This is a genomic window from Acidaminococcus sp. AM33-14BH (genome assembly GCF_003603525.1).
Lineage (GTDB): Bacteria > Bacillota > Negativicutes > Acidaminococcales > Acidaminococcaceae > Acidaminococcus > Acidaminococcus intestini.
Genome location: NZ_QTNG01000012.1, coordinates 26,457 through 52,208 on the forward strand (window position 1 = coordinate 26,457; position 25,752 = coordinate 52,208).

Below are 25,752 nucleotides of genomic sequence, written 5' to 3' on the forward strand. Positions count from 1 at the left end.
TACGGCATACTAAAGACAGATAAGATGTACCGAAAATTTCGGAAAGGCCTCTTTATGACGGTTTTTCCCCAGTAAAAAAGGAGCGTTTACTTATGGCAAAAGAAGTTACCCCGGAACAGATTGCTCAAATCGATGAAATGGTTGCCCGTGCCCATACGGCCCTTGATATCATTGCAACGTACGATCAACAGCGTGTTGACCGTCTCTGCCAGGCTGTTGCAGCTGCTGTCTGCGATATGAAGGTCTGGGCTCCGATATGTGACGAAGCCGTTGACGAAACCTCTCTTGGCGATAAAGTAACGAAGAGAAATAAGAGAAACAAAATCAAATTGATTCTCCGTGACTGCCTGCGTCAGCCTAGTGTTGGCATTATCGAAGAAAACCCTGCAAAGGGTCTTGTGAAATACGCTAAACCGGCCGGTGTCATCGCTTCCCTCGTCCCGACGACGAACCCCTGCTTGACCCCTGCTGGTCAGATTGTATATGCTATCAAAGCTCGTGACGTCATGATCTGTTCTCCCCATCCGAGAGCCAAGGTCGTAACGAATAAAATCATCGACATCATCCGCGCGACCCTTGTTCGCGAAGGGGCTCCGGCAGATATCATCCAAGGTATCAAGGACCCGTCCATCAACCTGACGAAAGTCCTCATGGAACGCTGCGACCTTGTTATTGCAACGGGTGGCCGTCCCATGGTCAAATCTGCTTATTCTTCCGGGACGCCTGCCTATGGTTCCGGTGCCGGCAATGCAACTGTCATCATTGATGACACGTGCAATACGCCGGAACGCCAGAAAGAAGCCGCTGAAAACACTCGTATTTCCAAGACCAGTGACTTTGGTTCTGGCTGCTCCTGCGACGGTAACCTCGTCATCCATGAATCCATTTATGATGACTTCGTTAAGGCTCTTGTGGCTGAAGGCGCTTACCTTGCCAATGAAGAAGAGGCTGAGAAACTGAAGAAAGTCATGTGGGATGAAACGGGGCACCGTCTGCCGAACACCGTTGCCATCAGCCCCCAGAAACTGGCCCTTGCTGCTGGCTTTGAAATCCCTGAAGACCGCAAGTTCATTGCAGTAACGGGCGGCGGCATCAACGATATTGGCAAGGAACACTTCTTCTCCAGTGAAAAACTGACGACCCTCCTGGCTCTCTTCAAATATGAAGGCGAATTTGAAAATGCCCTCACCATGATGCAGGCTCTCTTCAATGTAGGTGGTAAAGGTCACTCCTGCGGTATTTACTCCTTCAGCGATGATCACATTCATCGCCTGGGCATGGCTGCCCCTGTTTCCCGCATCATGGTCCGTCAGCCGAACAACCGCGGCAACGCTGGCTCTGCCTGGAACGGTATGCCTCCGACTTCTTCCATGGGCTGCGGCACTTGGGGTGGCAACATCGTTTCAGAGAACATTACCCTGAAACATTATATGAACACTACATGGGTTGCTCGGCCAATCGCCAAGGATATGCCTTCCAACGAAGAACTTTTCGGTGACTTCTTTAAACCGGGCATGGACGAAGAATAATAAAGACCTTTATAGAAAACCCTCTTGGGGAAAGCGCCTCCTCCATCTCCGTTTTCCCCTCCTACTCAATCTGATGCAGCAGAAGGTGACTTGCTCCCTTCTGCTGCATTTTTATGGATCAAACCTTGCTTCAAAAGGAAAAGTTAAGTATCATGGAACCATATAAAAACAAAGGACCTTCTCTGTAAGGAGGGGCCCCGAAAAGGAGACCTTATGAAACAATTCCAAGGAAGTGATACGTATATTGCCTCGCCAGAGCTCGTTCGCAGTGTCAACATTGCAGCGGCGCTCCAAAAACCGCTCCTCATCAAAGGAGAACCGGGAACGGGAAAGACCATGCTGGCCCAGTCCATTGCGGACAGCCTGGGCATGAAGCTTTTCATTTGGAACATCAAATCTACAACGAAGGCTCAGGACGGACTCTATGTCTATGATACGGTGCAGCGTCTTTATGACAGCCAGTTTGGTGCCGAGGGAGTGGATGACATCAAAAAATACATCCATCTGGGCAAGCTGGGCGAGGCTTTTAGCGAAGATCAGCAGAGCGTCCTTCTCATTGATGAAATCGATAAGGCGGACTTGGAATTTCCCAATGACCTCTTGTGGGAACTGGACCGCATGGAATTTTACATTCCCGAAACGGGGGAGACGGTCCGCACCAAAAAGAGGCCCATTGTCATCATTACGTCCAATGCGGAAAAGGAACTGCCGGATGCTTTCCTGCGCCGCTGCATCTTCCACTACATTGCCTTCCCCGATCCGGACATGATGCGCCAGATCATTCATGCCCATGACCCCAACTTGGAGGAGACCTTGGTCAATGCGGCCATCAAGGCGTTCTATGACCTCCGCAAGTTAAGCGGCCTTTCCAAGAAACCCGGTACCTCGGAACTTCTTGACTGGGTAAGGGCCCTTGTCATTGGGGGCATTGATGCGGAGACCCTATCTGAAGAAATCCCCTTTATCGGCGTACTTCTAAAAAAGACGGAAGACTTGAAACGCGTGGGGTACTGATATGTTTACGGATTTTCTCTATCTGCTTCGGGCCTATGGGTTGCCTGTGGGCCTTGTCGAGTGGACGGCCCTCATGGATGGACTTCGCTTGGGCCTTGAAAAGGAAAGCCTTATGGAGTTCTACCATATGGCACGGGCCATCTTGGTTAAACGGGAAACCGATTACGACCGTTTCGACCAAGCCTTTGCAGCTTATTTCAAGGGTCTGGCAGATCATGCGGACCTATCGGAAGAGATGGAACGGTGGCTTTCCCACGCCCTCACCCTATCGGATCCCGATTTTGAGGCGGCCCGCCTCCTATGGGAAAACAAGAGCCTTGAGGAGATTCGGGAAATCATGAGCCAGCGGATAAAGGAACAAAAAGAGGAGCACCATGGCGGCAGTAAATGGATCGGCACGGGCGGCATTACGGCCTTTGGCCATTCGGGCTATGCCCCTAAAGGCATCCGTATCAGGGGCCAGCGCGGCGGAGAGCATGCCTTAAAGGTGGCCGAGGAGCGTCATTTCCGTGATTTCCGTGATGATCATGTGCTTGGGATCCGCCAGTTCCAGGTTGCCCTGCGCAGGCTGCGACGCCTCTCCAATCGGGAAGAGACTCCAGCTACGGAACTGGATGTGGAGGAGACCGTTGCCGCAACGACGAAAAAGGGCGGTCAACTGGAAATTATCATGAAAAAGCCCCGCAAGAACCAGACCAAACTGCTGCTTCTCATGGACAGCGGAGGCTCCATGGATGCTTATGTGACCCTTTGTGCACGTCTTTTTCAAGCACTTCACGAAGGCCATCATTTCAAGGATCTTAAGACCTACTATTTCCATAACTGCTGGTATGAGAATTTCTTTCATGACCCCAGCTGCGCCTGGCCCAATCGGATTGCGACGGAAGCGGTCCTTCATAACATCAAGAGCGAATATAAAGTCATTGTGATTGGGGATGCCCATATGGGACCCTATGAGCTCCTTGCCGTGGATGGGAACATCGATGACTGGCATGGCAACGAAAAGCCCGGCCTTGAATGGATCCAGATGGTAAGGCGGCACTTTCCTCATATGGTCTGGCTCAATCCTCTCCATGAAAAGCTCTGGCATTATGACTACAGCATGCGGACCGTGGGCATCATTGCAAAGGAAGTGCCCATGTTTCCCCTTACATTAAAAGGGCTTGAAAAGGCTATCGACCATCTGCAGAAATGAAAAAAGACTGTGCAGACGCGGGATGTTCCGCTTCTTCACAGTCTTTTTTGGTTTTTGTCAGTTGAGGCTCTTGAGGTAAATGGAAAGCTGGTTGGCTGGAAGCTGGCCTGGGGCAGAGGCTTTCCCAGCCGTGCCAAAGGTTACGGCCGACCCAAATACTTCGCCGCAGATGCGGCTGATGACGCCTAATTTCCCCATACTCATGGTAATGACTGGCGTCGTGTTATGATCTTCCTTCATGGCGAGCGTTGCATCAAGAAGGCGTAATACATCCCGTTCCGAGCGGGGCGTGACGGCAAATTTCACGATGTCTGCCCCAAGATCCTGCATCTGGCAAAGGTTTCCTACAATGACATCGCGGTCCGGTGTATTGATGTTATTGTGACGGCTGACAATCACCTTGACGCCAGCCTTATGGGCGGCTTCGACGACGGTGCGCACGGCCTTATCCCCGCGGGATAGTTCCACGTCCACAAGGTCGATGAGTCCGCTGTCAATGACGGCAAGGTTCAGGGTCACGTAGTCCGCAGTATCGATTTCAAGAACACCCATTTCGACACTCGTCCGGATGGTAAATAGGATTGGGTCGTCAGGTAAGGAATTTCTCAGATACATCATGGGTTTGATACGGACTTCCGGATCGGCAAGATCTTTATAGAAATCAGCGCGCCACTCAACCATATCGTGGGGAGAATTTTCAATGAGACGGACTGATTTCTTGACGCCGTCAAAATCTGTATCCGTAATGGGGATGCAGATTTTGGGAATGCCGTCACCGATTTTTACATTGCGTACCTTTACTATTCTTGACATATTTTGCCCTCCTACTTTGCTTCTATGCTTCTATGTTGTCAAAAAATAAGAATAAGTGTATTCTATGGTGAGATGCGTGATTTGTCAAATCAAAGCCGGGAAAGGGGGGCCTTTGTCCTGATGGACAGAATGAACTGTATCAGGTGGAACAGGCTCTTTCCCAATGATGAAAATTGTGCATGAATCAAGGAGGAACCCTTTGTGAAAAATATAATCTTCATTGGCATGCCTGGGGCGGGCAAGACGACCATTGGAAAAGAAGTGGCACGCACCCTGGCATGGCCCTTCTTTGACAGTGATGTTCGGCTAAGGGAAAGGATCCATCGGGACATCAAGGAACTATTTCGGGAAAGCGAGGCAGCCTTTCGCCAGGAGGAAACAGAGACCTTGCGGGAACTTTGTCAAAAAGAGGGGATTGTTCTTTCCTGCGGCGGTGGCGTTATCAAAAAGGCCGAGAATGTGGCTCTTCTTAAACATGGGGGCTTCCTCATTTTTCTGGACCGTTCCCTTGAGGCCATCGCATCGTCCGTGGACCAGATGGGACGGCCGCTTCTTTCTGCATCAAAAAATCGCCTCAAAGAGCTTTATGATGAACGCTATGCCCTGTATCTTGCCGCGGCAGATCTCCATATTTCCGTTCGGGGCGGCATCAAAGAAACGGTGGAGGCCGTTCTTGCTGCCTTAAGGGAACAGGGCGTGGTTGAAGGATAAGGACCTTTTTGTTATCCTATAGGAGAAGATTCAGCGCTTCTTATCGCATCCTACCTAAGGAGGACCTACATGGAACCAACTTTTATCAAGGAATGGCTCCCCGTTTTTGTCATTGGTGCTGTAACGGTCATGATCTATATGCTGTTTCGCATCCTATCCACGCGGGTCATTCGTTTTATCCTCAATAAACTGCCTGATGATGCAGACCAGAATATCGCGACAGCTCTTTATAAACCGGGACGCCTTGCCATCATTTCCGGTGGTATTTATCTTATGGTCCAGGCAGCCCCCCTTGATGTGCCCCGGATCCAAACCTTTGTACAGCATGTCATGGCGAGCTGTGTCATTATTGCATTCCATTGGGTCTGGTACAATTTTTTCAGCTCTACGAATTATGTTTTTTCTTTTTTGACGAAAAAAGGCAAATGGAGTCTTGACGCAACCTTGGGAAACTTTATTTCCATGTGCCTGCGTATCCTTGTCATCTGTTTCTGCATAGCTGCCGTTGTGAGCTTCTGGGGCTTTGATATCAGCGGCTTTGTCGCCGGCCTTTCCATTGGCGGCCTTGCCGTTTCCCTAGCGGCCAAAGACTCTCTTTCCAATATCATTGCCTGCTGTATCATTATGCTTGATCATCCGTTCCGCATTGGTGACTGGATTGTCTGCAATGAGATTGAAGGGGCTGTTGAATCGATTTCCTTTCGCAGCACGAATGTTCGCACTTTGGCCCAAGGACTTGTCAACATTCCTAATTCCCTGATCATTTCAACGCCCATTGTCAATTATTCCGTACGGGAGCGCCGCCGCATTGAAATGACAGTCGGCGTGACCTACGATACGACAAGCGAGCAGATGAAGACCCTCATTGAGGACCTGACGGAAGCCCTGAAAAACCATCCCCAGATCATCAATCAGGATATTTCCGTTGCCTTTACGGACCTTGCCGACAGCAGCCTCAATATCCTTATCATTTGCCATACGTATGAAACAAACTATGCCGCTTATCTCAAGGTGCGTGAAAAAGTGAATCTTCTTGTCCTGGATGTTCTTGCAAAAGACGGGGTATCCTGTGCTTTTCCGAGCCGGAGCATTTATGTGGAGACGCTTCCCCGTGAAAAAAAATAAACAATTTTTCAGCCAAAAGAGTGCCTTTTTCTTTTGGCTTTTTTTCTCCCATGCTATAATGGGAGAAACCTGAATTTATGAGGAGATGGACCTATGACGTTACGTGAAGATGCCCAGATCATTATGGATAAAGCACTGGCTGCATCCCTGCCCGATGCGGCCGTTGAAAAAGCATTGAAGAACAAAAAATTTGGCAGCGGCCGGATTGTCGTCGTTTCCATTGGGAAAGCTGCCTGGCAGATGGCAAAGACGACGGTTGTCCTTTTGGGGGACCGCATTTCCGGCGGCATTGTCATTACCAAATACCAGCACGCCAAAGGGGCGTTGCCGCCCCTTGAAATCTACGAAGCAGGGCACCCTGTCCTCGATGCCAATTCCGTTGCCGCGACAGCCCGTGCCATTGATATGGTCAAGGATCTTGGCAAGGATGATACCGTTCTTTTTCTTATCAGCGGTGGTGGCTCTGCCCTTTTTGAAAAGCCTCTTATTCCGCTTTCGGAACTGCAGAAAATCAATTCCGATCTTTTATCGAGCGGCGCCGACATCGTTTCCATGAATACGGTCCGCAAGCGTTTCAGCGCCGTTAAAGGCGGAAAATTTGCTCAGATCTGTGCACCGGCTAACGTGTATGCCATTGTGCTTTCTGATATTATTGGCGATCCTTTGGATATGATTGCTTCTGGACCGGCCTATCCTGATACGTCGACGCGGGAGGATGCCCAAAGGGTCATCGAGCGCTACAAAGTCATTCTTTCCCCGGAGGCAGAAGCCTGTCTTGCCGTGGAAACCCCTAAGCGCCTTGATCATGTTGAAACGGTTGTCACCGGCAGTGTGACGGAGCTGGCGAAAGCCGGCAAAAGGGCGGCTGAAGCCCTGGGCTACCGAACCCATATCCTAACGTCCAGTCTCGATTGTGAAGCACGGGAAGCCGGGAGCTTTCTTGCTGCTATGGGCCGTGAATATGCTGGCTGCGGGAAAAAGATGGCTTTTCTGGCTGGCGGGGAAACGGTGGTTCATCTTCGTGGCCGGGGAAAGGGCGGGCGCAATCAAGAAATTGCGCTTTCTGCTGCTCGCGGGATTGCCGGTCTTTCCAACGTGGCGGTCTTCTCTTTTGGAAGTGACGGGACGGATGGACCGACCGATGCTGCTGGTGGCTACGCTGACGGTTCGACGGCAGCCCGTCTTTTGGAAGCCGGTCTTTCCATTCCCGACGTTCTTGAACGCAATGATGCCTACCATGCCCTTGAAAAATCGGATGGCCTTCTTGTTACAGGCCCAACAGGGACCAATGTCAACGATCTGTCCGTGCTTCTTATTGGCTGATGACGACGTTAAAAAGCACCCTTTTTGCAGTTTTCTGCAAAAAGGGTGCTTTTTCTGTTAAAGTGAGCGAAAACTTTTGTACTCTATTAAAAATATGAAACAAAATAAAGAAGTTAATTAAAAATACCAGCTTTATTTGATAAAACTGGTATATGGTCGTATACTAGGAACATAACGAGAAGTAAAAAATAGAGGACAGAGGAGTGATTGCTACGGATAAGCTTGCACTGAAAGAAAAGGTTTTTGCTGCGATTGATGCCGCTTACGATGAGCTCTTTGACTATGCTAAAAGCGTGGCCAAGGAACCTGAGTTTGGTTTCAAGGAATTCAAGACGGCAAAAAAGGTAGAGGCTCAATTTGATAAACTGGGGATTCCCTACCGGAACCATCTTGCTATTACGGGTGTAAAAGGCCTTCTCAAAGGCGGGAAGCCAGGACCTACCATTGCCATCTTAGGAGAGCTGGACGCTATCAGTTCCCCGGATCATCCGTTGGCTGATCCCGACACGGGCGCGGCCCATGCCTGCGGACACCATATGCAGCAGTCCGCAATGCTCGCCGCCGCTTATGGGCTTGCCCGTACCCATGCGCTTGATGAGCTTTGCGGCAATGTCGTTTTCTTTGCCGTTCCTGCCGAAGAATATGTCCAGCTTGCTTACCGAAAGAAACTGCGCAGGGAAGGTAAGCTCCACTATCTTCACGGTAAGGGCCAGCTTATCTACGAAGGCGAATTTGATGATATTGATATGGCCATGCAGATGCATTCCAGCAAGAAAACGCCGGAACCGACGGTTGCAGTTGGTACGAGCAGCAACGGATTTGTTGGTAAGACCATCCAATATGTAGGACGCTCCGCTCATGCTGCTGACGCGCCTGATCAGGGTATCAACGCACTTAACGCAGCCATGCTTGGCATTATGGGCATCAATTCCCTCAGGGAGACATTCCGCGATGAAGACGCCATTCGCGTTCATCCAATCATTACCAAAGGCGGGGACCTTGTAAATAATGTTCCTGATGATGTACGGATTGAAACCTATGTGCGGGCCAAAACGATGGAGGCCATCGAAAAGACCCATAAAAAGGTCGATGCCGCCCTGCGGGCTGGCGGTATGGCTATTGGTGCCGAAGTCCACATCGACACGATGCCTGGTCATCTGCCCCTTGTCTGCAACGCCACACTTAATGAACTTCTGGTAGAAAATGCCAAGGAAGCGTTCCCCAGTGTCAAGATCATCAATGCCGGCCATTTCAGTGCTTCCACAGATATGGGAGACGTTTCTCATCTTATGCCCGCTATCCATCCTTTTATTGGGGGAACGGACGGGCTCCTTCACGGCGCCGATTTCAAGGTTGTCGACTTTAACGCGGCAGCGCTTCTGCCTGGCAAGGCTTTTGCCGGTATGGTCATTGATCTTCTGGCGGACAATGCCCAAAAAGCCAAAGCTCTTTTGGATCACTATGAACCCATCCTCACCAAGGATGCCTACATCAAGAAACTGGACAGCTATTTCAGCGAGGAGGAACCATGAAGAACATCAAACTGCATGTCTGTGTCATGCTCATGATCGTGATTGCGGAACTGATTGGCGTTAAATCCTTCAGTGTCGGCCCAGGAAAGATTGTGCTGCTGCCCATGCTTTATGCCCTCATCATCGGAATCTTTACGACGCCGCGCTTCCTTAATATTATGAAGCAAAAGGAAATGGAAGATGCAAGTTCCTTGATAGGGCTGACGCTCATGCTCCTCATGGCCCGCTATGGGACCCTTGTGGGACCAACCTTGCCCAAGATCATCAGCGCCAGTCCGGCCTTGATTTTACAGGAATTTGGAAACTTGGGCACCGTCCTTGTCGGGGTACCGCTTGCCGTGTTCTTTGGACTCAAGCGGGAAACCATCGGTGCGGCCCATTCCATAGCCCGTGAACCGAATATTGCCCTTGTCGGTGAGCGCTATGGCCTTGATACCCCAGAAGGTCGCGGTGTTATGGGTGTTTATATCAGCGGCACTGTTTTCGGAACGATTTTCTTTGGTCTCATGGCCAGTTTCTGCGCTGCCCTTGGAATCTTTCATCCTTACGCGCTTGCCATGGCATCTGGCGTTGGCAGTGCAAGTATGATGTCGTCCGCTGTCGGTGCGCTTGCCGTCATGTATCCCCAGATGGCAGACCAGCTGGCTGCTTTTGGTGCTGCCAGCAATATGCTCTCTGGCCTCGATGGGCTTTATATGTCGATTTGGCTCGCCCTGCCGCTTACGGAATACCTCTATAAAAAGTGCTGTATCGTAAAATATGGTCACGTACTCACGAAGGAGGAAGAATAATGATTGGATATAATTTAGCAGAAACTTTTGCTATCCTGCTTCTCATGAGTATCGAAGGGGCGATTTCCAATGCCCTTTCCGGCGCTGGCGGTGTGATTGAAGGCCTGCCCGGGCTGTTGATCCTTGTAGGGATTTCCATGGCGGGGATCCTTCTTGGCAAATATATGCCGGGAAAGATTCCTGCTGTTGCCTATGTTGTGACGTTAGGCTGTATATTGACGTATCCGGGGTTTCCTGGAAGTGATGTCATCAACTTTTATATGAAGAAAGTCGGGTTTGTTTCTCTTTGTACGCTCATCCTTGCCTATGCCGGTGTTTCCATCGGTAAGGATATGGATGCCTTTAAGTCGACAGGGTGGCGCATCGTTATCTTGAGCTGCGTCATATTTGCCGGCACCTATTTGGGTTCTGCCATCATTGCCCAAATCATCTTAAAGGCTATTGGCCAGATCTGACTTTTCCTATGAAAAAAGGCTTGCCGAACAGGAAGTGTTCAGCAAGCCCTTTTTGATGTCTTGGGGAAAGGGAGTAGGGTGCTTATTGGCCTTTTCCCAATGGACTTCAGTGTTTTTTCTTTTTCTTATCGTCAAGGTATTCGCCAATGATCTTGACAGCACAGTAATCTCCGCACATGGAGCAGTATTCATCCGTACTCTTGTTCTTGGCATTGCGGATGGCACGGGCTTTTTGAGGATCGATGGCAAGTTCCATTTGAGCTTCCCAGTCTAGTTTTTTGCGGGCTTTTGCCATGGCAAGATCTTGGGCCACTGCCTGGGGGAGGCCCTTGGCAACATCGGCCGCATGACCGGCTATGCGGGCGGCGACAACCCCTTCACGAACGTCATTGAGATCAGGCAGTCCCAAATGTTCAGCCGGAGTTACGTAGCAGAGAAAATCGGCTCCGCTGACAGCTGCGAGGGTCCCGCCAATTGCAGAAGTAATGTGGTCGTAGCCCGGTGCAATATCAGTCACAAGGGGCCCCAGCACATAGAAAGGCGCCCCGTGGCAGAGCCGTTTCTGCAGCTGCATGTTGGCGGCAATCTGATTGTAAGGAACGTGCCCCGGACCTTCTACCATGACCTGGACGCCTTTTTCCCAGGCACGATCCGTCAGCTCCCCAAGGGTGATGAGTTCTGTGATCTGGGCCCGATCCGTTGCATCGGCAAGACAGCCTGGACGCAGCCCGTCGCCTAAGCTGATGGTTACATCGTAGCGGGCACAGATATCAAGGATTTCATCAAAATGCTCGTAAAAAGGATTTTCCTTGTTGTTGGCGAGCATCCACCCGGCAATGAAGGAGCCGCCGCGGCTTACAATATCCATTTCGCGTCCTTCGGCAATGAGGATATCCACGGCACGGCGTGTGAGACCGCAGTGCATGGTCATGAAGTCAGCCCCGTCATGGGCCTGCTGCTCGATGACTTCAAAGATGTCTTCTTTCGTCATATCCGTCACTTTGCCATGGTTTCGGATTGCCGTAACCGTGGCTTGATAAATGGGAACGGTGCCGACCATGACCGTCGAATGCTCGATAATGGCACGGCGGGAGGCGTCGATGTTGTTGCCCGTTGAAAGGTCCATGACCGCATCGGCACCAGCTGCAATGGCCGCATCCAGTTTTTTCAGCTCGGGCGCGGGATCGGGGTAGGCCGTTGAAGTCCCAATATTGGCGTTGACCTTTGTCGAAAGCCCTTCCCCAACACCGCGGACCTTGAGGTTTTTATGGTTGATATTGGCACAGATGACAATGGTTCCCTTGGCCACACGCTCTCGGATTGTTTCAGCTGATAGCCCTTCTTGGCGTGCGACTTCCTTCATTTCTTCCGTAATGATACCGGCAAGGGCTGACTGTCTTTGAGTTTTCATGAAAATTTCCTCCTTGAAGATAATAAGAAAGAGACCGCTTTTTCCATAGAAAAGCGGTCCCTTGGTTGGTCTTTTTTCATCTCCAGCCCGGCCGGCACACTTTCCTACGTCGGTATTAACCGCATCAGGTACAAAGGGTCGGCCAAAGGGCCTCTCAGCGAATGCGCACCCCCAGTGTTACCGTGGACGCAAGAAGCGTCCATCTGCAGTCATTGTAACAGATGCTTTTGCAAAATGCAAACGGCCCATCCCTTTTGTTTCATGGATACAACGGAAACGAAAAGGGGTTTTCTTATGGCTCAAGACGGCGAAAACAAATAAATGAGAGAAAAAATACGGACTTGATTCAATGCTTCTGATAACGGGCTGTAGCATTATCCCATCCAATGATACGTCTTATTTTTCAGATAATTATACATTTCCCATTATCAAGTAAATTGTAGGGAAATTGGAGAAAAATTTATTTGTGATTATATTAAATTTGTTATATAATACAGGAGATTAGAGAGACTGAATGGAATGATATCGTTCATCCCAGATCAGTCACTTTTCTAAGAAAGAGGGGCTTTGAACAATGGCAAAAAAATTTAAGACCATGGATGGTAACACCGCCGCTGCGTATACTTCCTATGCGTTCAGTGATGTTGCCGCAATCTACCCGATCACTCCGTCTTCTCCGATGGCTGAAGTCAGCGATGAATGGGCTTCCCATGGAAAGAAGAACATCTTTGGTCGTCCTGTCAAGATCATGGAAATGCAGTCCGAAGCTGGTGCTTCCGGTGCTGTACACGGCTCCCTTGCCGCTGGTGCACTGACCACCACCTATACCGCATCCCAGGGTCTGCTCCTGATGATTCCGAACATGTATAAGATCGCTGGTGAACTGCTTCCTGCAGTTTTCAACGTCGCTGCTCGTGCACTGGCTACCAGCTCCCTGAACATCTTCGGCGACCATGCTGACGTTATGGCTTGCCGCCAGACCGGTTTTGCACTTCTTGCTGAATCCGGCGTACAGGAAGTCATGGACCTGACCGCTGTTGCCCATCTGGCTGCTATTAAAGGTCATGTTCCTTTCCTGAACTTCTTCGATGGGTTCCGTACTTCCCACGAAATCCAGAAGATTGAACTTTTGGACTATGATGACCTTGCTAAACTGATTGACTACGAAGCACTGGATAAATTCCGCAAACATGCCCTGAATCCGGATAACCCTGTTACCCGCGGTACGGCTCAGAACCCGGATATCTACTTCCAGACTCGCGAAGCTGTCAACAAATACTATGATGCCCTGCCTGAAATCGTTGAAGAATACATGGAAAAAATCAGCAAGCTGACTGGCCGTGATTATAAACTCTTCAACTACACCGGCGCTGCTGATGCAGAAAATGTCGTTGTTATGATGGGCAGCGGTGCTCAGACTGCTGAAGAAGTTGCCAAGATCCTTTGCGAACAAGGCGAAAAAGTCGGTGTCCTGAACGTTCACCTCTATCGTCCGTTCTCTGCTAAACACTTCCTGGCTGCTATGCCGAAGACTGTCAAGAGAATTGCTGTTCTTGACCGTACGAAGGAAGCTGGCGCAAACGGCGAACCGCTGTACCTCGATGTCCGTGATGTATACTACAACATGGCTGACAAACCCCTGATTGTTGGCGGCCGTTACGGCCTCGGCAGCAAGGAATTCTATCCTGGCGATGCCCTGGCTGTCTTCGACAACCTCAAGAAGGCTGAACCGAAAAACCACTTCACCGTTGGTATCGTTGATGATGTAACGAACACCTCCCTCACGAAGGAAAAAGTATTCGACATCACCCCGAAAGGCACCACGAGCTGCATGTTCTGGGGCCTCGGCAGCGATGGTACGGTTGGCGCCAACAAGAGCGCTATCAAAATCATCGGCGATAAGACCGATATGTACGCACAGGGCTACTTCGCTTATGACTCCAAGAAGTCCGGCGGTATTACCGTGTCCCACCTGCGTTTCGGTCATACTCCAATCCATATGCCGTTCCTTATCAACACGGCTGACTATGTAGCTGTTCATAACTCTTCTTATGTTCATCGCTACAACGTCATGGCTGGCCTGAAAGATGGCGGCACGTTCCTCCTGAACAGCCCTTGGACCGATGCAGAACTGGATAAGGAACTTCCAGGACAGCTGAAACGTTATCTTGTTGAACATAAGATCAACTTCTACACCATTGATGCTGTTAAGATTGCTGAAAGCATCGGCCTTGGCGGTCGTATCAACATGATCATGCAGGCTGCTTTCTTCAAACTGACCGGTATCATCCCTGTTGAAGATGCTGTGAAGTACCTGAAGGAATCCATCGTCACCAGCTATGGCAAGAAAGGCCAGAAGGTTGTTGACATGAACAACGCTGCTGTTGACCAGGGCGTCAATGCCATCCATAAGGTTGAAGTTCCTGCTGCTTGGGCAAATGCGGCTGATACGGAACTCTATCCGAAGACGGGCAACGCTTGGGTTGACGATGTCATGGTTCCCATGAACAAACAGGAAGGCCATGACCTGCCTGTCAGCAAACTCATGGGCCAGGTTGATGGTACGTTCCCTGCTGGTACGGCTGCTTATGAAAAACGCGGCATTGCAATCAATGTTCCTGAATGGAAGATTGAAAACTGCATTCAGTGCAACCAGTGCTCTTATGTCTGCCCGCACGCTGCTATCCGTCCTGTTCTCCTGAACGACGAAGAAGTAAAGGCTGCTCCTGCAGAATTTACGACTAAACCGGCTGTTGGCGCTAAGGACCTGCACTTCCGCATGATGGTTTCCCCCATGGACTGCCAAGGCTGCGGCAACTGCGTAGACGCTTGCCCGGCTAAGGAAAAAGCCCTTGTCATGATGCCGTTTGCTACCCAGGAACATCTGAAAGATGCTTGGGAATATGGCATCAAGAAGGTCTCTGCAAAGACCAACCCGATGAATAAATACACCGTTAAGGGCAGCCAGTTCGAACAGCCGCTGCTTGAGTTCTCCGGTGCCTGCGCAGGCTGCGGCGAAACTCCGTATGCTAAACTGGTAACCCAGCTCTATGGTGACCGCATGATGATTGCTAACGCTACGGGCTGCTCCTCCATTTGGGGTGCTTCCGCTCCTTCCATGCCGTACACCAAGAACCATAAGGGTCATGGTCCTGCCTGGGCTAACTCCCTGTTCGAAGACAATGCTGAATATGGTCTGGGTATGTATCTCGGTGTCAAAGCCGTTCGTGAACGCCTGGCTCAGGAAATGGAAGCCGTTAAGGATTCCGTCAGCGCTGACCTGAAAGCTGCTATGGAAGACTGGATTGCTAACGCTGAAGTTGGCGAAGGCAGCCGTGAACGCGCTGAAAAGCTCGAAGCTCTGCTCCAAGCTGAAAAGAGCGGTAACGACAAACTCGAAGCCATCTACAACGACAAACAGTTCTTCGTTAAACGTTCCCAGTGGATCTTTGGTGGTGACGGCTGGGCTTACGATATCGGTTACGGCGGATTGGATCACGTCCTCGCTTCCGGCGATGATGTCAACGTTCTTGTCTTCGATACCGAAGTTTACTCCAACACGGGCGGCCAGTCCTCCAAGTCCACGCCGGAAGCTGCTGTTGCTAAGTTCGCTGCCAGCGGTAAGAGAACCAAGAAAAAGGATCTCGGCATGATGGCTATGAGCTACGGTTATGTCTATGTTGCTCAAATCAACATGGGTGCTGATAAGAACCAGGCCCTGAAGGCAATCAAGGAAGCTGAAGCTTACCATGGTCCTTCCCTCATCATTGCTTACGCTCCGTGCATCAACCACGGTATCAAACGTGGCATGGGTCACTCCCAGCTCGAAGCAAAGGCAGCCGTTGATTGCGGTTACTGGTGCAACTACCGTTATAATCCTGAACTGAAGGAACAGGGACAGAAGTCCTTCTTCCTCGACAGCAAGGCTCCGAACTTCGATGAATTCGAAAACTTCCTGAAGGGCGAAGTTCGTTATGCATCCCTGGCTAAAGCCTTCCCGGATCAGGCTGAAGAACTCTTCGCTAAGACGAAGAAAGATGCTCAAGAACGCCGCGCTGGCTATGAAAAGCTGGACGCTGAATAATTGAGTCTTCAAAAGACCGTCGCATTTGCGGCGGTCTTTTTTTAGAAAAAAAGGGAATCCCCATCCAAACCTTGTTTGGATGGGGATTCCCTTTTGCTGTTTCTCTATGATGATGGTATGTCTGGTGCAGAAATGCGCTTCTATCGGCTTCTGTGACACCGTCCGGTGGTCTATTTCCATAGGGCTTTAGCCTTCCAATCTTTTGGCTTCTGGTCTTTTGCCTTCCGGTCTTTTCCCTTAGAACTCGATTTCTCCAAAATCGATCCGCCCCACCAGGGTGGTAAGCGCATCGCCGATCGATTCGCGAGCTCCCTTTGCGCCTTGGAAAGAGCAAAGCGAGAGATCGTGACAGGGCGCTTATCCAGGGAGCGCGACAAAGGCGGAGCGCGAGTCGGATTAACCCTTACAGCCGCACAAGTATAAATCCATTGCGGCTGCAGAAGTAAAGGAACCGTTTTCGTGTAAGAAGGTGTTGCAAACATTTTTTCTTAGTAGGATTGTAAATCGCATGATAGCATGCCCTTTCGGTGGTGGATGAGGAGCGCAGCGACGTTTCCTTACGAACGGTAGTGAGGACCATTCGCCCGAAGTTTCGAAGGACGCTTTTGGAGCGATAGCGGAAGTCCGAGAAACCTGTTTGAGGGCGAAATTAATTCGGCGCCCACGACCGAAGGGAGACAGTTTGGCGCCGGCCTTACGGTCTTTTCCCTCACAATTTTTTTGTCCCATTTGCTTTTTTCAAATATGGCCTAGACGTAGTCAGATGCTAGGAGCACCCGGCCTCATCGACGACGGCATACGGTTTGTGTATGTCGAGGCGATTGAGGTCGTGGGCGACAACGCAGATGGCTGCGTCTAGGTCCATAGGCTGATAAAAGCTTCTTGCCTGATAAGCTGGGCGCTGGAGGTGACGACACGAGGTTAGGAGGGAAAGCGCCCAGGCGTAAGGTATCCCCCAATCAGAAACGAAACAAACTACGAATCGTCATGCTACCATTGCATCATAAAAATGAGAAATTGAGCAATGGTGGCACGCTTTTTTGGAGTATCGGCGCGATTTGTGCGCCGACTCCTCCAACCTTTCCAAAGAGAAAACACCCCTTACCCGCGGCAATGGGTAAGGGGTGTTTCCCGTAAGAAGAGAAGCGAACGAGGAAAACTATGATCCATAGCATTCCTTTTCGACAGTACGCAAATCAGTCTCCTACATTTGGCAGCGGGCCACCCGGATTCTTTTTCTGCCAGAGATAGCAGAGGACGAGGATGCCGATGCCGGCGATATCGGTCATACTGCCAGGAATGATGAGGCACAGGCCGCCAATAAAGAAGGCGATACGCTGCAGTGCGGTCAGGGGATGCTGGCAGAATCCAATCATGGCCAGTGACAGGCCCCACATGCCGATAATAGCTGTGACCATGGCCATCAGGATCATGGGTACCGTGGCATTGATCATGAGGAGCTGCGGTGCCAATACGAAAATGTAGGGCACGACGAAGGCGGCAATGGCCAGTTTTGCTGCCGTAACGCCTGTTTTCATGGGGTTGGAGCCAGCAATCCCGGATCCGGCATAAGCAGCTAAGGCAACTGGCGGCGTAACGTCTGCGACGATCCCAAAGTAGAAGGCAAACATATGGGCCGCAAGAACCGGAACCTTCATCTGAACGAGGGCTGGGGCTGCAATTGTCGAGGTGATGACGTAGTTTGCCGTCGTCGGAACGCCCATGCCGAGGATCAGGGAGGTAATCATCGTAAAGAACATGGCCGGAATCATCTTGCCTTGAGCAAGGTCAAGCAGAGCCGTAGCAAGTTTTAGGCCGACGCCGGTCTTTGTGACGACGCCGATGATGATGCCTGCCGAAGCGCAGGCAATGAGGACACCCAGTACGGATTGGGACCCTTCAACCAGGCCATTTATAAACTGTGCAAAGGTAATGCGCGTATTCTTTCTCATGCAGGCACAGACAATCGTCAGGCCAATGGCATAAAGGGCAGCACGCATCGGAGTATAGCCTGATACAAGCAGGTAAACGATGACAATCAGGGGAACCGCCAGATGACCTTTTTCCCGGAGTAAGGGGCCAAATTTTGGAAGCTGGTCGCGAAGCGTTCCTTTAAGGCCGTATTTCTTGGCTTCATAATGGACGCTCAGCCAAATCCCTGTGTAGTAGAGAAGGGCCGGAATGACGGCCGCTTTAACAACTTCGATGTAAGGGACACCAACAAATTCTGCCATCAAGAAGGCCGCAGCACCCATGACCGGCGGCATAAGCTGACCGCCTGTGGAGGCCGCCGCTTCAACTGCTCCGGCAAAGGAAGGACGATAGCCCAGTTTTTTCATCATGGGAATCGTAAAAGATCCGGTACCAGCAACGTTTGCTACAGACGAACCGGAAACTGTCCCCATCAGACCGCTTGACAGAACGGCAACTTTAGCCGGGCCGCCAATGGCCCAGCCTGCAAGGGCATTGGCCATATCGATGAAGAACTTGCCAAGGCCCGTGGCATCAAGATAAGCACCAAAGAGGATGAAGAGGTAGATAAAAGTGGACGATACCCCCATGGGTACACCGAAGATGCCTTCTGTCGTAAAGAAGAGGTGACTGACAAGTTCGTCAAAGCCAACGCCGCGGTGGGCGAGAATCCCCGGCATATAAGGGCCGAGGAAGGCATAGGCTACAAAGATGAGCGCAACGGTCAGCATCGGCCAGCCGACTGTGCGGCGTGTTGCTTCAAAGACCATGAGGACACCAATGATGCCCACGATGATATCTGTCTGGGTATTGAGACCCGCACGCAGGACCAGTTCCTGGTAGTTCAGGAGCAGATAGCCTGTGGTGCCAATCCCTAGAAGGGCACAAATGACATCAATGGGATTCATGGAAGAACGGGACCAGGATTTGCGTCCTGGGTAAAGGAGAAAAATCAGCGTCAAGCCAAACATCAAATGGATGGTGCGCTGCAGATGGGCGTCAAGCACCCCAAAGATTGCAGTATACAGCTGGAAACAGGCAAAGAGGATGCAAATGCCGGAAATGATATAGTGCCAGGCACCTACGGGGTTTCTCTTGTCTGATTCCTTATCATATTTTTTCATGACTTCTTCCGCAGACATTTCTTGGGGCGCTGTCTGTTTCTTTTCTTCTGTCATAGTGAGAGCCACTTCCTTTCTCCAGTTCATGATTCCATGAACCAGAAAGTATATCGTTTCATGCTGAGCACATCAACGCGTGTGCCTTGACCAAATTGATTCACAAGATCAATGGTCCTGTTTCCATAGGTGACGCTGGGGCGGGCCTCGCTGGCCGCCCGAAAGGCAATCTTTTCATAGGGCCGGTTCATGATCATCTCAAATTTACCCTCTTTTTTTAATGGTTTGAAGGCGCCGTCCGTGAGACTATAGGGAAGGCCAACTCCATAAGATTCATAGATGGTGTGGGTCATGGTCATGTTATGGGGCCCATTGATCCGGAAGTATTCATAGCAGGGGGTCTGTTGGACCGAATGCTTATAATGGTAAACCCATTCGTCTCCTTCGTTGACGGAAAAGACTACAGGCGCTGCACCGTCAGAAGGTTTCAGGACGAGGATGAGCCTTGTTGCGTACCATGAGAAGGAGACTCCTGCAAGAAGGAGAATCAAAATAATGAAAAACAGGGTTTTTTTAAAAAAAGACCGAACCCCACTGGAGGGTGGTGTCCGGTCTGTGCAATTTGCCATATGAGATCGCCGCTTTTTACTTATTTTTCATTAAAGAACTTTTCAGCACCTTTGTTCAGAGGAATGGACATGCCTTCCTTGGCCGTTTCCTTGGTGATGAGTTTTGCAACGTTGTGAGCTGCTTTCATCCGGTCAAGATTGGAATAAAGAGCTTTCACAATATCGTAGCCCAGTTCATCGCTCATCTTATCTGTAACAACGAGCATGCACTTGACCGCAACAGCTTCTACGTCAGTGTCTACATTATTGTAAGTCTTGGCAGGAATCTTGATCTTGGTGTAGTACGGATATTTTTTGATCAAGGCATCAGCCATGGCAGAATCAACGGGCAGGAGCACGACTTCATGCTGGGTAGCAAGGTCCTGGATTGCTGCCGTAGGGAATCCGGCTGTTACAAAAGCAACATCCACATTGCCGTCCTTCAAGGCAGAAGCGGCTTCCCCAAAGGAAAGGTACTGGACCTTGATGTCATCGTAGGTGATTCCGGCTGCTTCGAGGATCTGACGGGCGTTGGCTTCCGTCCCGGAGCCAGCAGCCCCAACAGCGACGCGTTTGCCCTTGATATCAGCAAATGTCTTGATGCCCGTCTTTTTTGTCGTTACAATCTGGATTGTTTCCGGATAAAGGGTGGCAAGGCCTTTAAGATTCTTTACTGCTTTATCCTTGAACATTTCAACGCCATTTACGGCATAGTAGGAAATATCGTTTTGGATAAAGCCGATATCAACCTTGCCTTCTTTTAAGAGATTGACGTTTGCGACGGAAGCGCCTGTGGATTGAGCCGAAGCATTGGCGCCTTTGACATTTTTGTTAAGGATATCAGCCAAGGCCCCGCCCAAAGGATAATAGGTCCCAGACGTACCGCCTGTTGCGATGTTGATGAATTTCTTTTCACCGCCGCTGCTTTCCTTTTTGTCACCGCCGCCGCAGCCAGCGATCAGAGCGGTTGCTGCTGCCATTGCGAGGAATGCCGCTACCATTTTTTTTGCTTTCATCGTTCTCTCCTCCATCCATACAGTGTAATAAAAAAACAGACCAACGAAAACACCGAACAATAGAAAAAGTCTTTCCGTGCCTTGTTCGTTATGAATAGTGTAACCTTTATGTTACAAAAAGTCAAGAATAAGACAGCATAGTTGTTATGTAACATATGAGACTGTTTTTGTATAGTGGAGTTTGCATACAATGTGCAAAACAGAAACTGAATCAAGGATTCCCGTCATAAAAATGGGACGTTAGGTGGATAAAAAGAAGCCTTTTAAGCAAAAAAAACTTTAATTAAGAATTAATATTGGTAGTAAGAATCTATTTTTTCCTAGTTTTAATGGGAAGAATCAAGGCATTGATCTGATTTCTGATAACGAGCTCATCCTTTTTGTAATCATAGAAAAAAGCAAGGATATGACAGAAATACAAAAGAAATACAATCCAAAGTAAAATCTTTTATATAAACACAAAAGTCTTTTAATAATAGACTTAAACAGAGAAAAAAATAAAAAAGATTTTTGGAACCAAATTTAAGCTTAAAAATGATAATTTAGAGATAGCAAATAATGTTCGATATATTTCGAACGATAATTTTATTTCATGAAAAATATATGACTATTTGATGAAACGTACTTTTTTTTTGCTGCCATTAGGACGTGTAAAATCCGCGTAAAAATAGGAGGAATCAGGTCAGTTCCCATAGCTTGATGGAAAAAGTTGTGGTAAAATCATGTAATAGACAAGTAAATAATTTGTAATGAAATGGTAGACCGCATCCAGTATGATCTATGTTAACGGGGGAGATTACCTTGCTTCAATTTTTCTTGTTCCTTGGTGGGATTTCGCTCTTTCTTTACGGTATGCAGCTCATGGGCGACGGCCTGCAGGCTGCTGCCGGCAGTAAGCTCCAGCGGATTTTAGGGGCACTGACGAAGCGCACGATTTATGGTGTTGCCTTAGGTGCCGGCGTCACAAGCATTTTACAGTCTTCGAGCGCAACAACGGTCATGACCGTGGGGCTTGTCAACGCAGGTCTCATGAACCTGCAGCAAGCCTTTGGGATTGTCATGGGGGCCAATATTGGGACAACCATTACGGCTCAGCTCATTGCGTTCAAGCTGACAGATTATATCACTTTGCTCCTTGCCATCGGCTTTTTGATCCGTACAGTGGCAAAGAAACGACAAATGAAAGATATTGGCCAAGTACTCATGGGGTTTGGTATCCTCATGTTAGGGATGGCGATGATGAGCAATTCCGTGGCTCCCCTGCGTCATAATACGGCCGTTGTGGAATTTATCGGCCGCTTCTCCACACACCCCATCCTGGGCCTTTTGGTTGGTCTATGTATGACAGTTGTCATCCAGTCCTCTTCAGCAACGGTCGGTATCCTGATGGCCATGGCCGGTCAAGGTCTTATCCCGCTGGAAGGGGCTGTCCCTGTCTTGCTGGGGGATAACATCGGGACGTGTATTACCGCCGTTTTGGCAACCCTGCAGGCCAACATCAATGCAAAACGTGTGGCCCTTTCCCATGTGCTCTTCAATTTAATCGGGAGTATCATCGCCATTGCTTTATTGAGCCAGTTTTTGGCTTTGGTCTTGAAGATTTCTCCAGCGGGAAATATCTCCCGACAGATTGCAAACGCCCATACAGTATTTAACGTTGTAAATACCATTCTTTTCCTGCCTTTTGCGGGACAGTTCACGAAACTCATTGAAAAGATCATGCCCAATAAAAATGGCGAGATCTCCTACCAGCCCAAGTTCCTCAATGAAAGCATGCTCGATACACCGGCCATTGCTTTAAGCCTTGCAAGAAAAGAAGTGAGCCGTATGGGAAGCCTTGCCTTGGGCAATACCAAACGGGCTTTCAGCTGTATCAATCAGTATGATTCCAAAAAGGTCAAGTATATTAAGGAACATGAACCGGTCATTGACAACTTGGAAGAAGCCATTACGGTCTATTTGACAAAGATGTCGGAAAAGAACCTCAGCGTGGAACTGACCAATATCCATACAGGTCTGCTTCACTGCTGCATGGATTTGGAGCGTATTGGAGATCATGCCGAAACCATTGCCAAGCGAGTCAAGTCCATGAATGAAGACGGAATTTCATTTTCTCCGGAAGCTGCGGAAGAGATGAAGGAAATCGGGGACATGGTCATACGGACCACGGCGGATGCCCTTCAGGCCCTGGAAGATAATGATGTAAATCTTGCCAAGACGGCACTTGCCCGTTCCCATGAAGTCCGGAAAAAGGAAAAAGCCATGCGCCGCTCCCATGTGGACCGACTTAATCGTGGCGTTTGTACGCCGGAAACGGGGTTTGTCATGCTGGAACTCTTGCTTAATATGAAACGTGTTTCCGATCACGCCCAAAATCTGTGCGAAATCGTGCTGGGTGAGTTCTGATTCTTATTTGAATGAAACCGTGCTGTGAAGGATGATGCTTCATGGCACGGTTTTCCCTTTCCCAAAAACTATATGCCTGCAGGGCTTTATTCTTGTGCTGCAGGCGATTTCTTTCATTGATCATCTTACAAGAAAGGAAGAACGGAGGTATTTACCGGCTAACCAAAATGAGAAAAAATGGTCCAATCCATCTTGACAAGGTTTTGGAAAATGCTTTCTTGACGGGAGCTGGACTTCCTGCTACGATAAATACCGTATAAATAAAAAAACACTATATATAGTGAGTAATTGAAAACCGAACAACAAGATATTGAAAAGGGGAGACGATTATGGAAGTTCAGGAATGGCTTGGCGCAGATAATCAGCTGGGTCTTGATATTTGGCAAAACAAGTACCGCGATGACAGTGAAACTTTTGATGCCTGGCTGGACAGGGTAAGCGGCGGTGATGAGCAAGTCCGGGAATTGATCAAGGAACAAAAATTCCTCTTTGGAGGACGCATCCTGGCTAACCGAGGCCTTGAAAACAAGGGAAAGAAGATTACCCTTTCCAATTGTTATGTGGTAGAACCGCCGGAAGACAGCATTGAGAGCATCTTTGACAGGGCAGGGAAACTGGCTCGGACCTATAGTTACGGTGGGGGCTGTGGCATTGATATATCAAAATTGAGCCCTAAAGGAGCCCATATCAACAACGCGGCCAAGCAGACGAGCGGTTCCATTTCCTTCATGACCCTTTATTCCCTTGTAACAGAGCTGATTGGGCAAAATGGGCGCCGTGGAGCCCTCATGATTTCCATTGATTGTTCCCATCCTGATGTTGTTGACTTCATTAAATTGAAGACAGACCTGGATAAAGTGACAAAAGCCAATATTTCCGTTCGGATCAGTGGCGACTTCATGGAGGCCGTGAAAGAAAACCGCAAGTTCCGCCTTCATTATACGCGCAAAGAAACGGGCGAGACCATCGAGTCCTTGGTAGATGCGGCGGAGGTCTTCCATCTTCTTGCGGAGACGAACTGGGATTACGCGGAACCGGGTGCGCTCTTCTGGGACCGGATTACAAGCTGGAACCTATTGTCCAACACTAAATCCTTCCAGTTTGCCGGTGTCAATCCCTGTGCGGAAGAACCCCTTCCAGCAGGCGGTTCCTGTCTTCTTGGCAGCATGAACCTTGCGGAATTTGTCAAGGACCCATTCACGGAAGAGGCTTCTTTTGATCAGGAAGGATTCAAGCAAGCAATCCATGTGGCTGTCCGAGCCTTGAATGATGTACTTGAAGAGGGGCTCCCGCTCCATCCCTTGGAAGAACAGCGGGAAAGTGTTGCCAAATGGCGCCAGATTGGCCTTGGCATTATGGGCCTTGGTGATATGCTCCTTAAAATGGGCCTGACCTACGGCAGTAAGGAAGCGGTTGATTTTTGTCATACCTTGGGCTTTACTATGGCAGATACGGCCATTGCTTCTTCTGCCCTTCTTGCCAAAGAGCGCGGCTCTTATGAGCAGTTTTGCGCAGAAGAAGTGATGGAAACCCCTTATTTCAAAGCCAATACGACGGAAGAAACCGTACAGCTTGTGAAATCATATGGCCTTCGCAATTCCCAGCTTCTGACCATTGCGCCGACGGGAACCCTTTCAACGATGCTGGGTATTTCCGGCGGCATTGAGCCGATTTATGCAAACTATTATGAGCGTAAAACAGAATCCCTTCATGCGGCCGATGTCTATTACAAGGTCTATACGCCCATTGTGGAACGCTATATGAAGCAGCATGATCTCAAGGATGACTCCCAGCTGCCTTCTTATTTCGTCACGGCTATGACCCTTCCCTATGAGGATCGTATCGCCATGCAGGCCGCTTTCCAGCAGCATATTGACGCTTCAATCAGTTCAACTGTCAATGTCCCCAACAGCTTTACTGTTGAAGATACGGAACATCTTTACCTGCTTGCCTATGAAAGCGGCTGCAAGGGTGTCACCATTTTCCGTGATGGCTGCAAGCGTGCCGGTATCCTCACGACGCATGTGGAAGATCATAAAAAAGAGGCCCCCATTGCAGGGGAAGGCCTTGCCCGCGGAGAAATCGTTGCCATTGATGACCATGTCATCGGCAAGAAACGAAAACTGATCACTGGCTGCGGCAGTTTGCACTGCATGGCCTTTTTTGATCCAGAAACAGGAGCCCTTCTGGAAACCTACTTGAGCAAAGGATCCACCGGCGGCTGCAACAATTTCATGATTGGTTTGTCCCGGATGATTTCCATTGCGGCCCGTGCTGGTATTGATATCTATACCATCATTGATCAGCTCAATTCCACGGGCAACTGCCCCAGTTATGCCGTGCGGCGGATCACAAGAGGGGATACAAGCCGTGGGTCATGCTGTCCCTTGGCGGTTGGTAATGCGCTCCTTGATATGTATAACGAAGTACAGCAGGAACTGACAGGCAAAACTGCCCCTCAGATTCCCACCAAAGAAGTGAAAAAAGCCGTCACCAAAAAAGTACGGGCGGAAGATATTTTTTGCCCTCAATGCGGGGAACCCCTTGTCTTTGAAGGAGGCTGCAATACCTGTAAGAACTGTGGATGGAGTAAGTGCTACTAAAGCCGTGCCGCAGTAAAAACATCCTTGACGGAACCGCTGCCATCTGG

The 25,752-nt window shown here is 49.5% G+C and carries 17 protein-coding genes and 1 riboswitch; of the genes, 12 read left to right on the forward strand and 5 right to left on the reverse strand.

The window, feature by feature from the left end:
* Window positions 1-35 precede the first annotated feature (35 nt).
* The 3 genes from DW817_RS08790 to DW817_RS08800 all read left to right on the forward strand — a co-directional run bounded on the left by DW817_RS08790 (window position 36) and on the right by DW817_RS08800 (window position 3,738).
* Complete coding sequence (locus DW817_RS08790; protein WP_226828513.1) at window positions 36-1,529, forward strand: aldehyde dehydrogenase family protein; 1,494 nt, start codon at window positions 36-38, stop codon at window positions 1,527-1,529.
* A 213-nt stretch (window positions 1,530-1,742) separates the two neighbouring features.
* A complete protein-coding gene (locus DW817_RS08795) occupies window positions 1,743-2,543 on the forward strand; it encodes a MoxR family ATPase (RefSeq protein WP_009015132.1) in 801 nt (266 codons plus the stop codon).
* A 1-nt stretch (window position 2,544) separates the two neighbouring features.
* Window positions 2,545-3,738 carry a VWA domain-containing protein gene (locus tag DW817_RS08800; RefSeq protein WP_120112122.1) on the forward strand — a complete coding sequence of 398 codons (1,194 nt, stop codon included), beginning with the start codon at window positions 2,545-2,547 and terminating at the stop codon, window positions 3,736-3,738.
* A 57-nt stretch (window positions 3,739-3,795) separates the two neighbouring features.
* On the opposite strand, the gene aroD is transcribed toward DW817_RS08800, so the two are convergent.
* Complete coding sequence (gene aroD / locus DW817_RS08805) at window positions 3,796-4,551, reverse strand: type I 3-dehydroquinate dehydratase (protein ID WP_016459766.1); 756 nt, start codon at window positions 4,549-4,551, stop codon at window positions 3,796-3,798.
* Between the two features lie 201 nt (window positions 4,552-4,752).
* On the opposite strand from aroD, the gene DW817_RS08810 reads away from it, so the two are divergent.
* The 6 genes from DW817_RS08810 to DW817_RS08835 all read left to right on the forward strand — a co-directional run bounded on the left by DW817_RS08810 (window position 4,753) and on the right by DW817_RS08835 (window position 10,488).
* Window positions 4,753-5,262: a shikimate kinase gene (locus tag DW817_RS08810; protein ID WP_009015129.1), complete on the forward strand. Its 510-nt coding sequence runs from the start codon at window positions 4,753-4,755 to the stop codon at window positions 5,260-5,262.
* 69 nt (window positions 5,263-5,331) lie between these two features.
* A complete protein-coding gene (locus DW817_RS08815; RefSeq protein ID WP_009015128.1) occupies window positions 5,332-6,387 on the forward strand; it encodes a mechanosensitive ion channel family protein in 1,056 nt (351 codons plus the stop codon).
* A 93-nt stretch (window positions 6,388-6,480) separates the two neighbouring features.
* The gene (locus DW817_RS08820; protein WP_120112125.1) at window positions 6,481-7,710 is read left to right on the forward strand and encodes a glycerate kinase; all 1,230 of its coding nucleotides are present in this window, start codon (window positions 6,481-6,483) and stop codon (window positions 7,708-7,710) included.
* 203 nt (window positions 7,711-7,913) lie between these two features.
* Complete coding sequence (locus DW817_RS08825; protein WP_009015126.1) at window positions 7,914-9,242, forward strand: amidohydrolase; 1,329 nt, start codon at window positions 7,914-7,916, stop codon at window positions 9,240-9,242.
* Entirely contained in the window at window positions 9,239-10,033 is a 795-nt protein-coding gene (locus tag DW817_RS08830) for a DUF3100 domain-containing protein (protein WP_009015125.1), read from the forward strand. Before DW817_RS08825 ends, DW817_RS08830 begins: the two co-directional genes overlap by 4 nt.
* On the forward strand, window positions 10,033-10,488 hold the full coding sequence (locus DW817_RS08835; RefSeq protein ID WP_014128004.1) for a LysO family transporter: 456 nt from the start codon (window positions 10,033-10,035) through the stop codon (window positions 10,486-10,488). The genes DW817_RS08830 and DW817_RS08835 overlap by 1 nt, the downstream gene beginning before the upstream one ends.
* Window positions 10,489-10,594: 106 nt before the next feature.
* Here DW817_RS08835 and thiC read toward each other — a convergent pair whose 3' ends face one another.
* Window positions 10,595-11,899 carry a phosphomethylpyrimidine synthase ThiC gene (thiC, locus tag DW817_RS08840; RefSeq protein WP_120112186.1) on the reverse strand — a complete coding sequence of 435 codons (1,305 nt, stop codon included), beginning with the start codon at window positions 11,897-11,899 and terminating at the stop codon, window positions 10,595-10,597.
* 84 nt (window positions 11,900-11,983) lie between these two features.
* Window positions 11,984-12,082: riboswitch (TPP riboswitch) on the reverse strand.
* A gap of 391 nt (window positions 12,083-12,473) precedes the next feature.
* Between thiC and nifJ the strand changes: the two genes are divergently transcribed.
* Window positions 12,474-15,983: a pyruvate:ferredoxin (flavodoxin) oxidoreductase gene (gene nifJ / locus DW817_RS08845; RefSeq protein ID WP_009015122.1), complete on the forward strand. Its 3,510-nt coding sequence runs from the start codon at window positions 12,474-12,476 to the stop codon at window positions 15,981-15,983.
* Window positions 15,984-17,179: 1,196 nt separating this feature from the next.
* On the opposite strand, the gene DW817_RS08850 is transcribed toward nifJ, so the two are convergent.
* From DW817_RS08850 to DW817_RS08860, 3 genes are read right to left on the reverse strand one after another with little or no spacing between them, the layout of a single operon-like run.
* Window positions 17,180-19,132: a TRAP transporter permease gene (locus DW817_RS08850; RefSeq protein WP_243634107.1), complete on the reverse strand. Its 1,953-nt coding sequence runs from the start codon at window positions 19,130-19,132 to the stop codon at window positions 17,180-17,182.
* A 26-nt stretch (window positions 19,133-19,158) separates the two neighbouring features.
* Window positions 19,159-19,701, reverse strand: a complete 543-nt coding sequence (locus DW817_RS08855; protein ID WP_120112132.1) for a DUF1850 domain-containing protein — start codon at window positions 19,699-19,701, stop codon at window positions 19,159-19,161.
* A gap of 20 nt (window positions 19,702-19,721) precedes the next feature.
* Window positions 19,722-20,696, reverse strand: coding sequence for a TAXI family TRAP transporter solute-binding subunit (locus DW817_RS08860; protein ID WP_009015120.1), 975 nt, complete (start codon window positions 20,694-20,696; stop codon window positions 19,722-19,724).
* 801 nt (window positions 20,697-21,497) lie between these two features.
* Here DW817_RS08860 and DW817_RS08865 point away from each other — a divergent pair.
* Together DW817_RS08865 and DW817_RS08875 are read left to right on the forward strand one after the other, a co-directional pair.
* On the forward strand, window positions 21,498-23,102 hold the full coding sequence (locus tag DW817_RS08865) for a Na/Pi cotransporter family protein (RefSeq protein WP_021736854.1): 1,605 nt from the start codon (window positions 21,498-21,500) through the stop codon (window positions 23,100-23,102).
* 329 nt (window positions 23,103-23,431) lie between these two features.
* Window positions 23,432-25,705, forward strand: coding sequence for an adenosylcobalamin-dependent ribonucleoside-diphosphate reductase (locus tag DW817_RS08875; protein ID WP_009015118.1), 2,274 nt, complete (start codon window positions 23,432-23,434; stop codon window positions 25,703-25,705).
* Window positions 25,706-25,752 lie beyond the last annotated feature (47 nt).

Bases quoted from the DNA above. Each gene is read 5' to 3' on its own strand.
- nifJ (WP_009015122.1), top strand. From the start codon at position 12,474: ATGGCAAAAAAATTTAAGACCATGGATGGTAACACCGCCGCTGCGTAT.
- DW817_RS08820 (WP_120112125.1), top strand. From the start codon at position 6,481: ATGACGTTACGTGAAGATGCCCAGATCATTATGGATAAAGCACTGGCT.
- DW817_RS08850 (WP_243634107.1), bottom strand. From the start codon at position 19,132: ATGACAGAAGAAAAGAAACAGACAGCGCCCCAAGAAATGTCTGCGGAA.
- DW817_RS08830 (WP_009015125.1), top strand. From the start codon at position 9,239: ATGAAGAACATCAAACTGCATGTCTGTGTCATGCTCATGATCGTGATT.
- aroD (WP_016459766.1), bottom strand. From the start codon at position 4,551: ATGTCAAGAATAGTAAAGGTACGCAATGTAAAAATCGGTGACGGCATT.
- DW817_RS08835 (WP_014128004.1), top strand. From the start codon at position 10,033: ATGATTGGATATAATTTAGCAGAAACTTTTGCTATCCTGCTTCTCATG.
- DW817_RS08800 (WP_120112122.1), top strand. From the start codon at position 2,545: ATGTTTACGGATTTTCTCTATCTGCTTCGGGCCTATGGGTTGCCTGTG.
- thiC (WP_120112186.1), bottom strand. From the start codon at position 11,899: ATGAAAACTCAAAGACAGTCAGCCCTTGCCGGTATCATTACGGAAGAA.
- DW817_RS08795 (WP_009015132.1), top strand. From the start codon at position 1,743: ATGAAACAATTCCAAGGAAGTGATACGTATATTGCCTCGCCAGAGCTC.
- DW817_RS08860 (WP_009015120.1), bottom strand. From the start codon at position 20,696: ATGAAAGCAAAAAAAATGGTAGCGGCATTCCTCGCAATGGCAGCAGCA.
- DW817_RS08875 (WP_009015118.1), top strand. From the start codon at position 23,432: ATGGAAGTTCAGGAATGGCTTGGCGCAGATAATCAGCTGGGTCTTGAT.
- DW817_RS08855 (WP_120112132.1), bottom strand. From the start codon at position 19,701: ATGGCAAATTGCACAGACCGGACACCACCCTCCAGTGGGGTTCGGTCT.
- DW817_RS08815 (WP_009015128.1), top strand. From the start codon at position 5,332: ATGGAACCAACTTTTATCAAGGAATGGCTCCCCGTTTTTGTCATTGGT.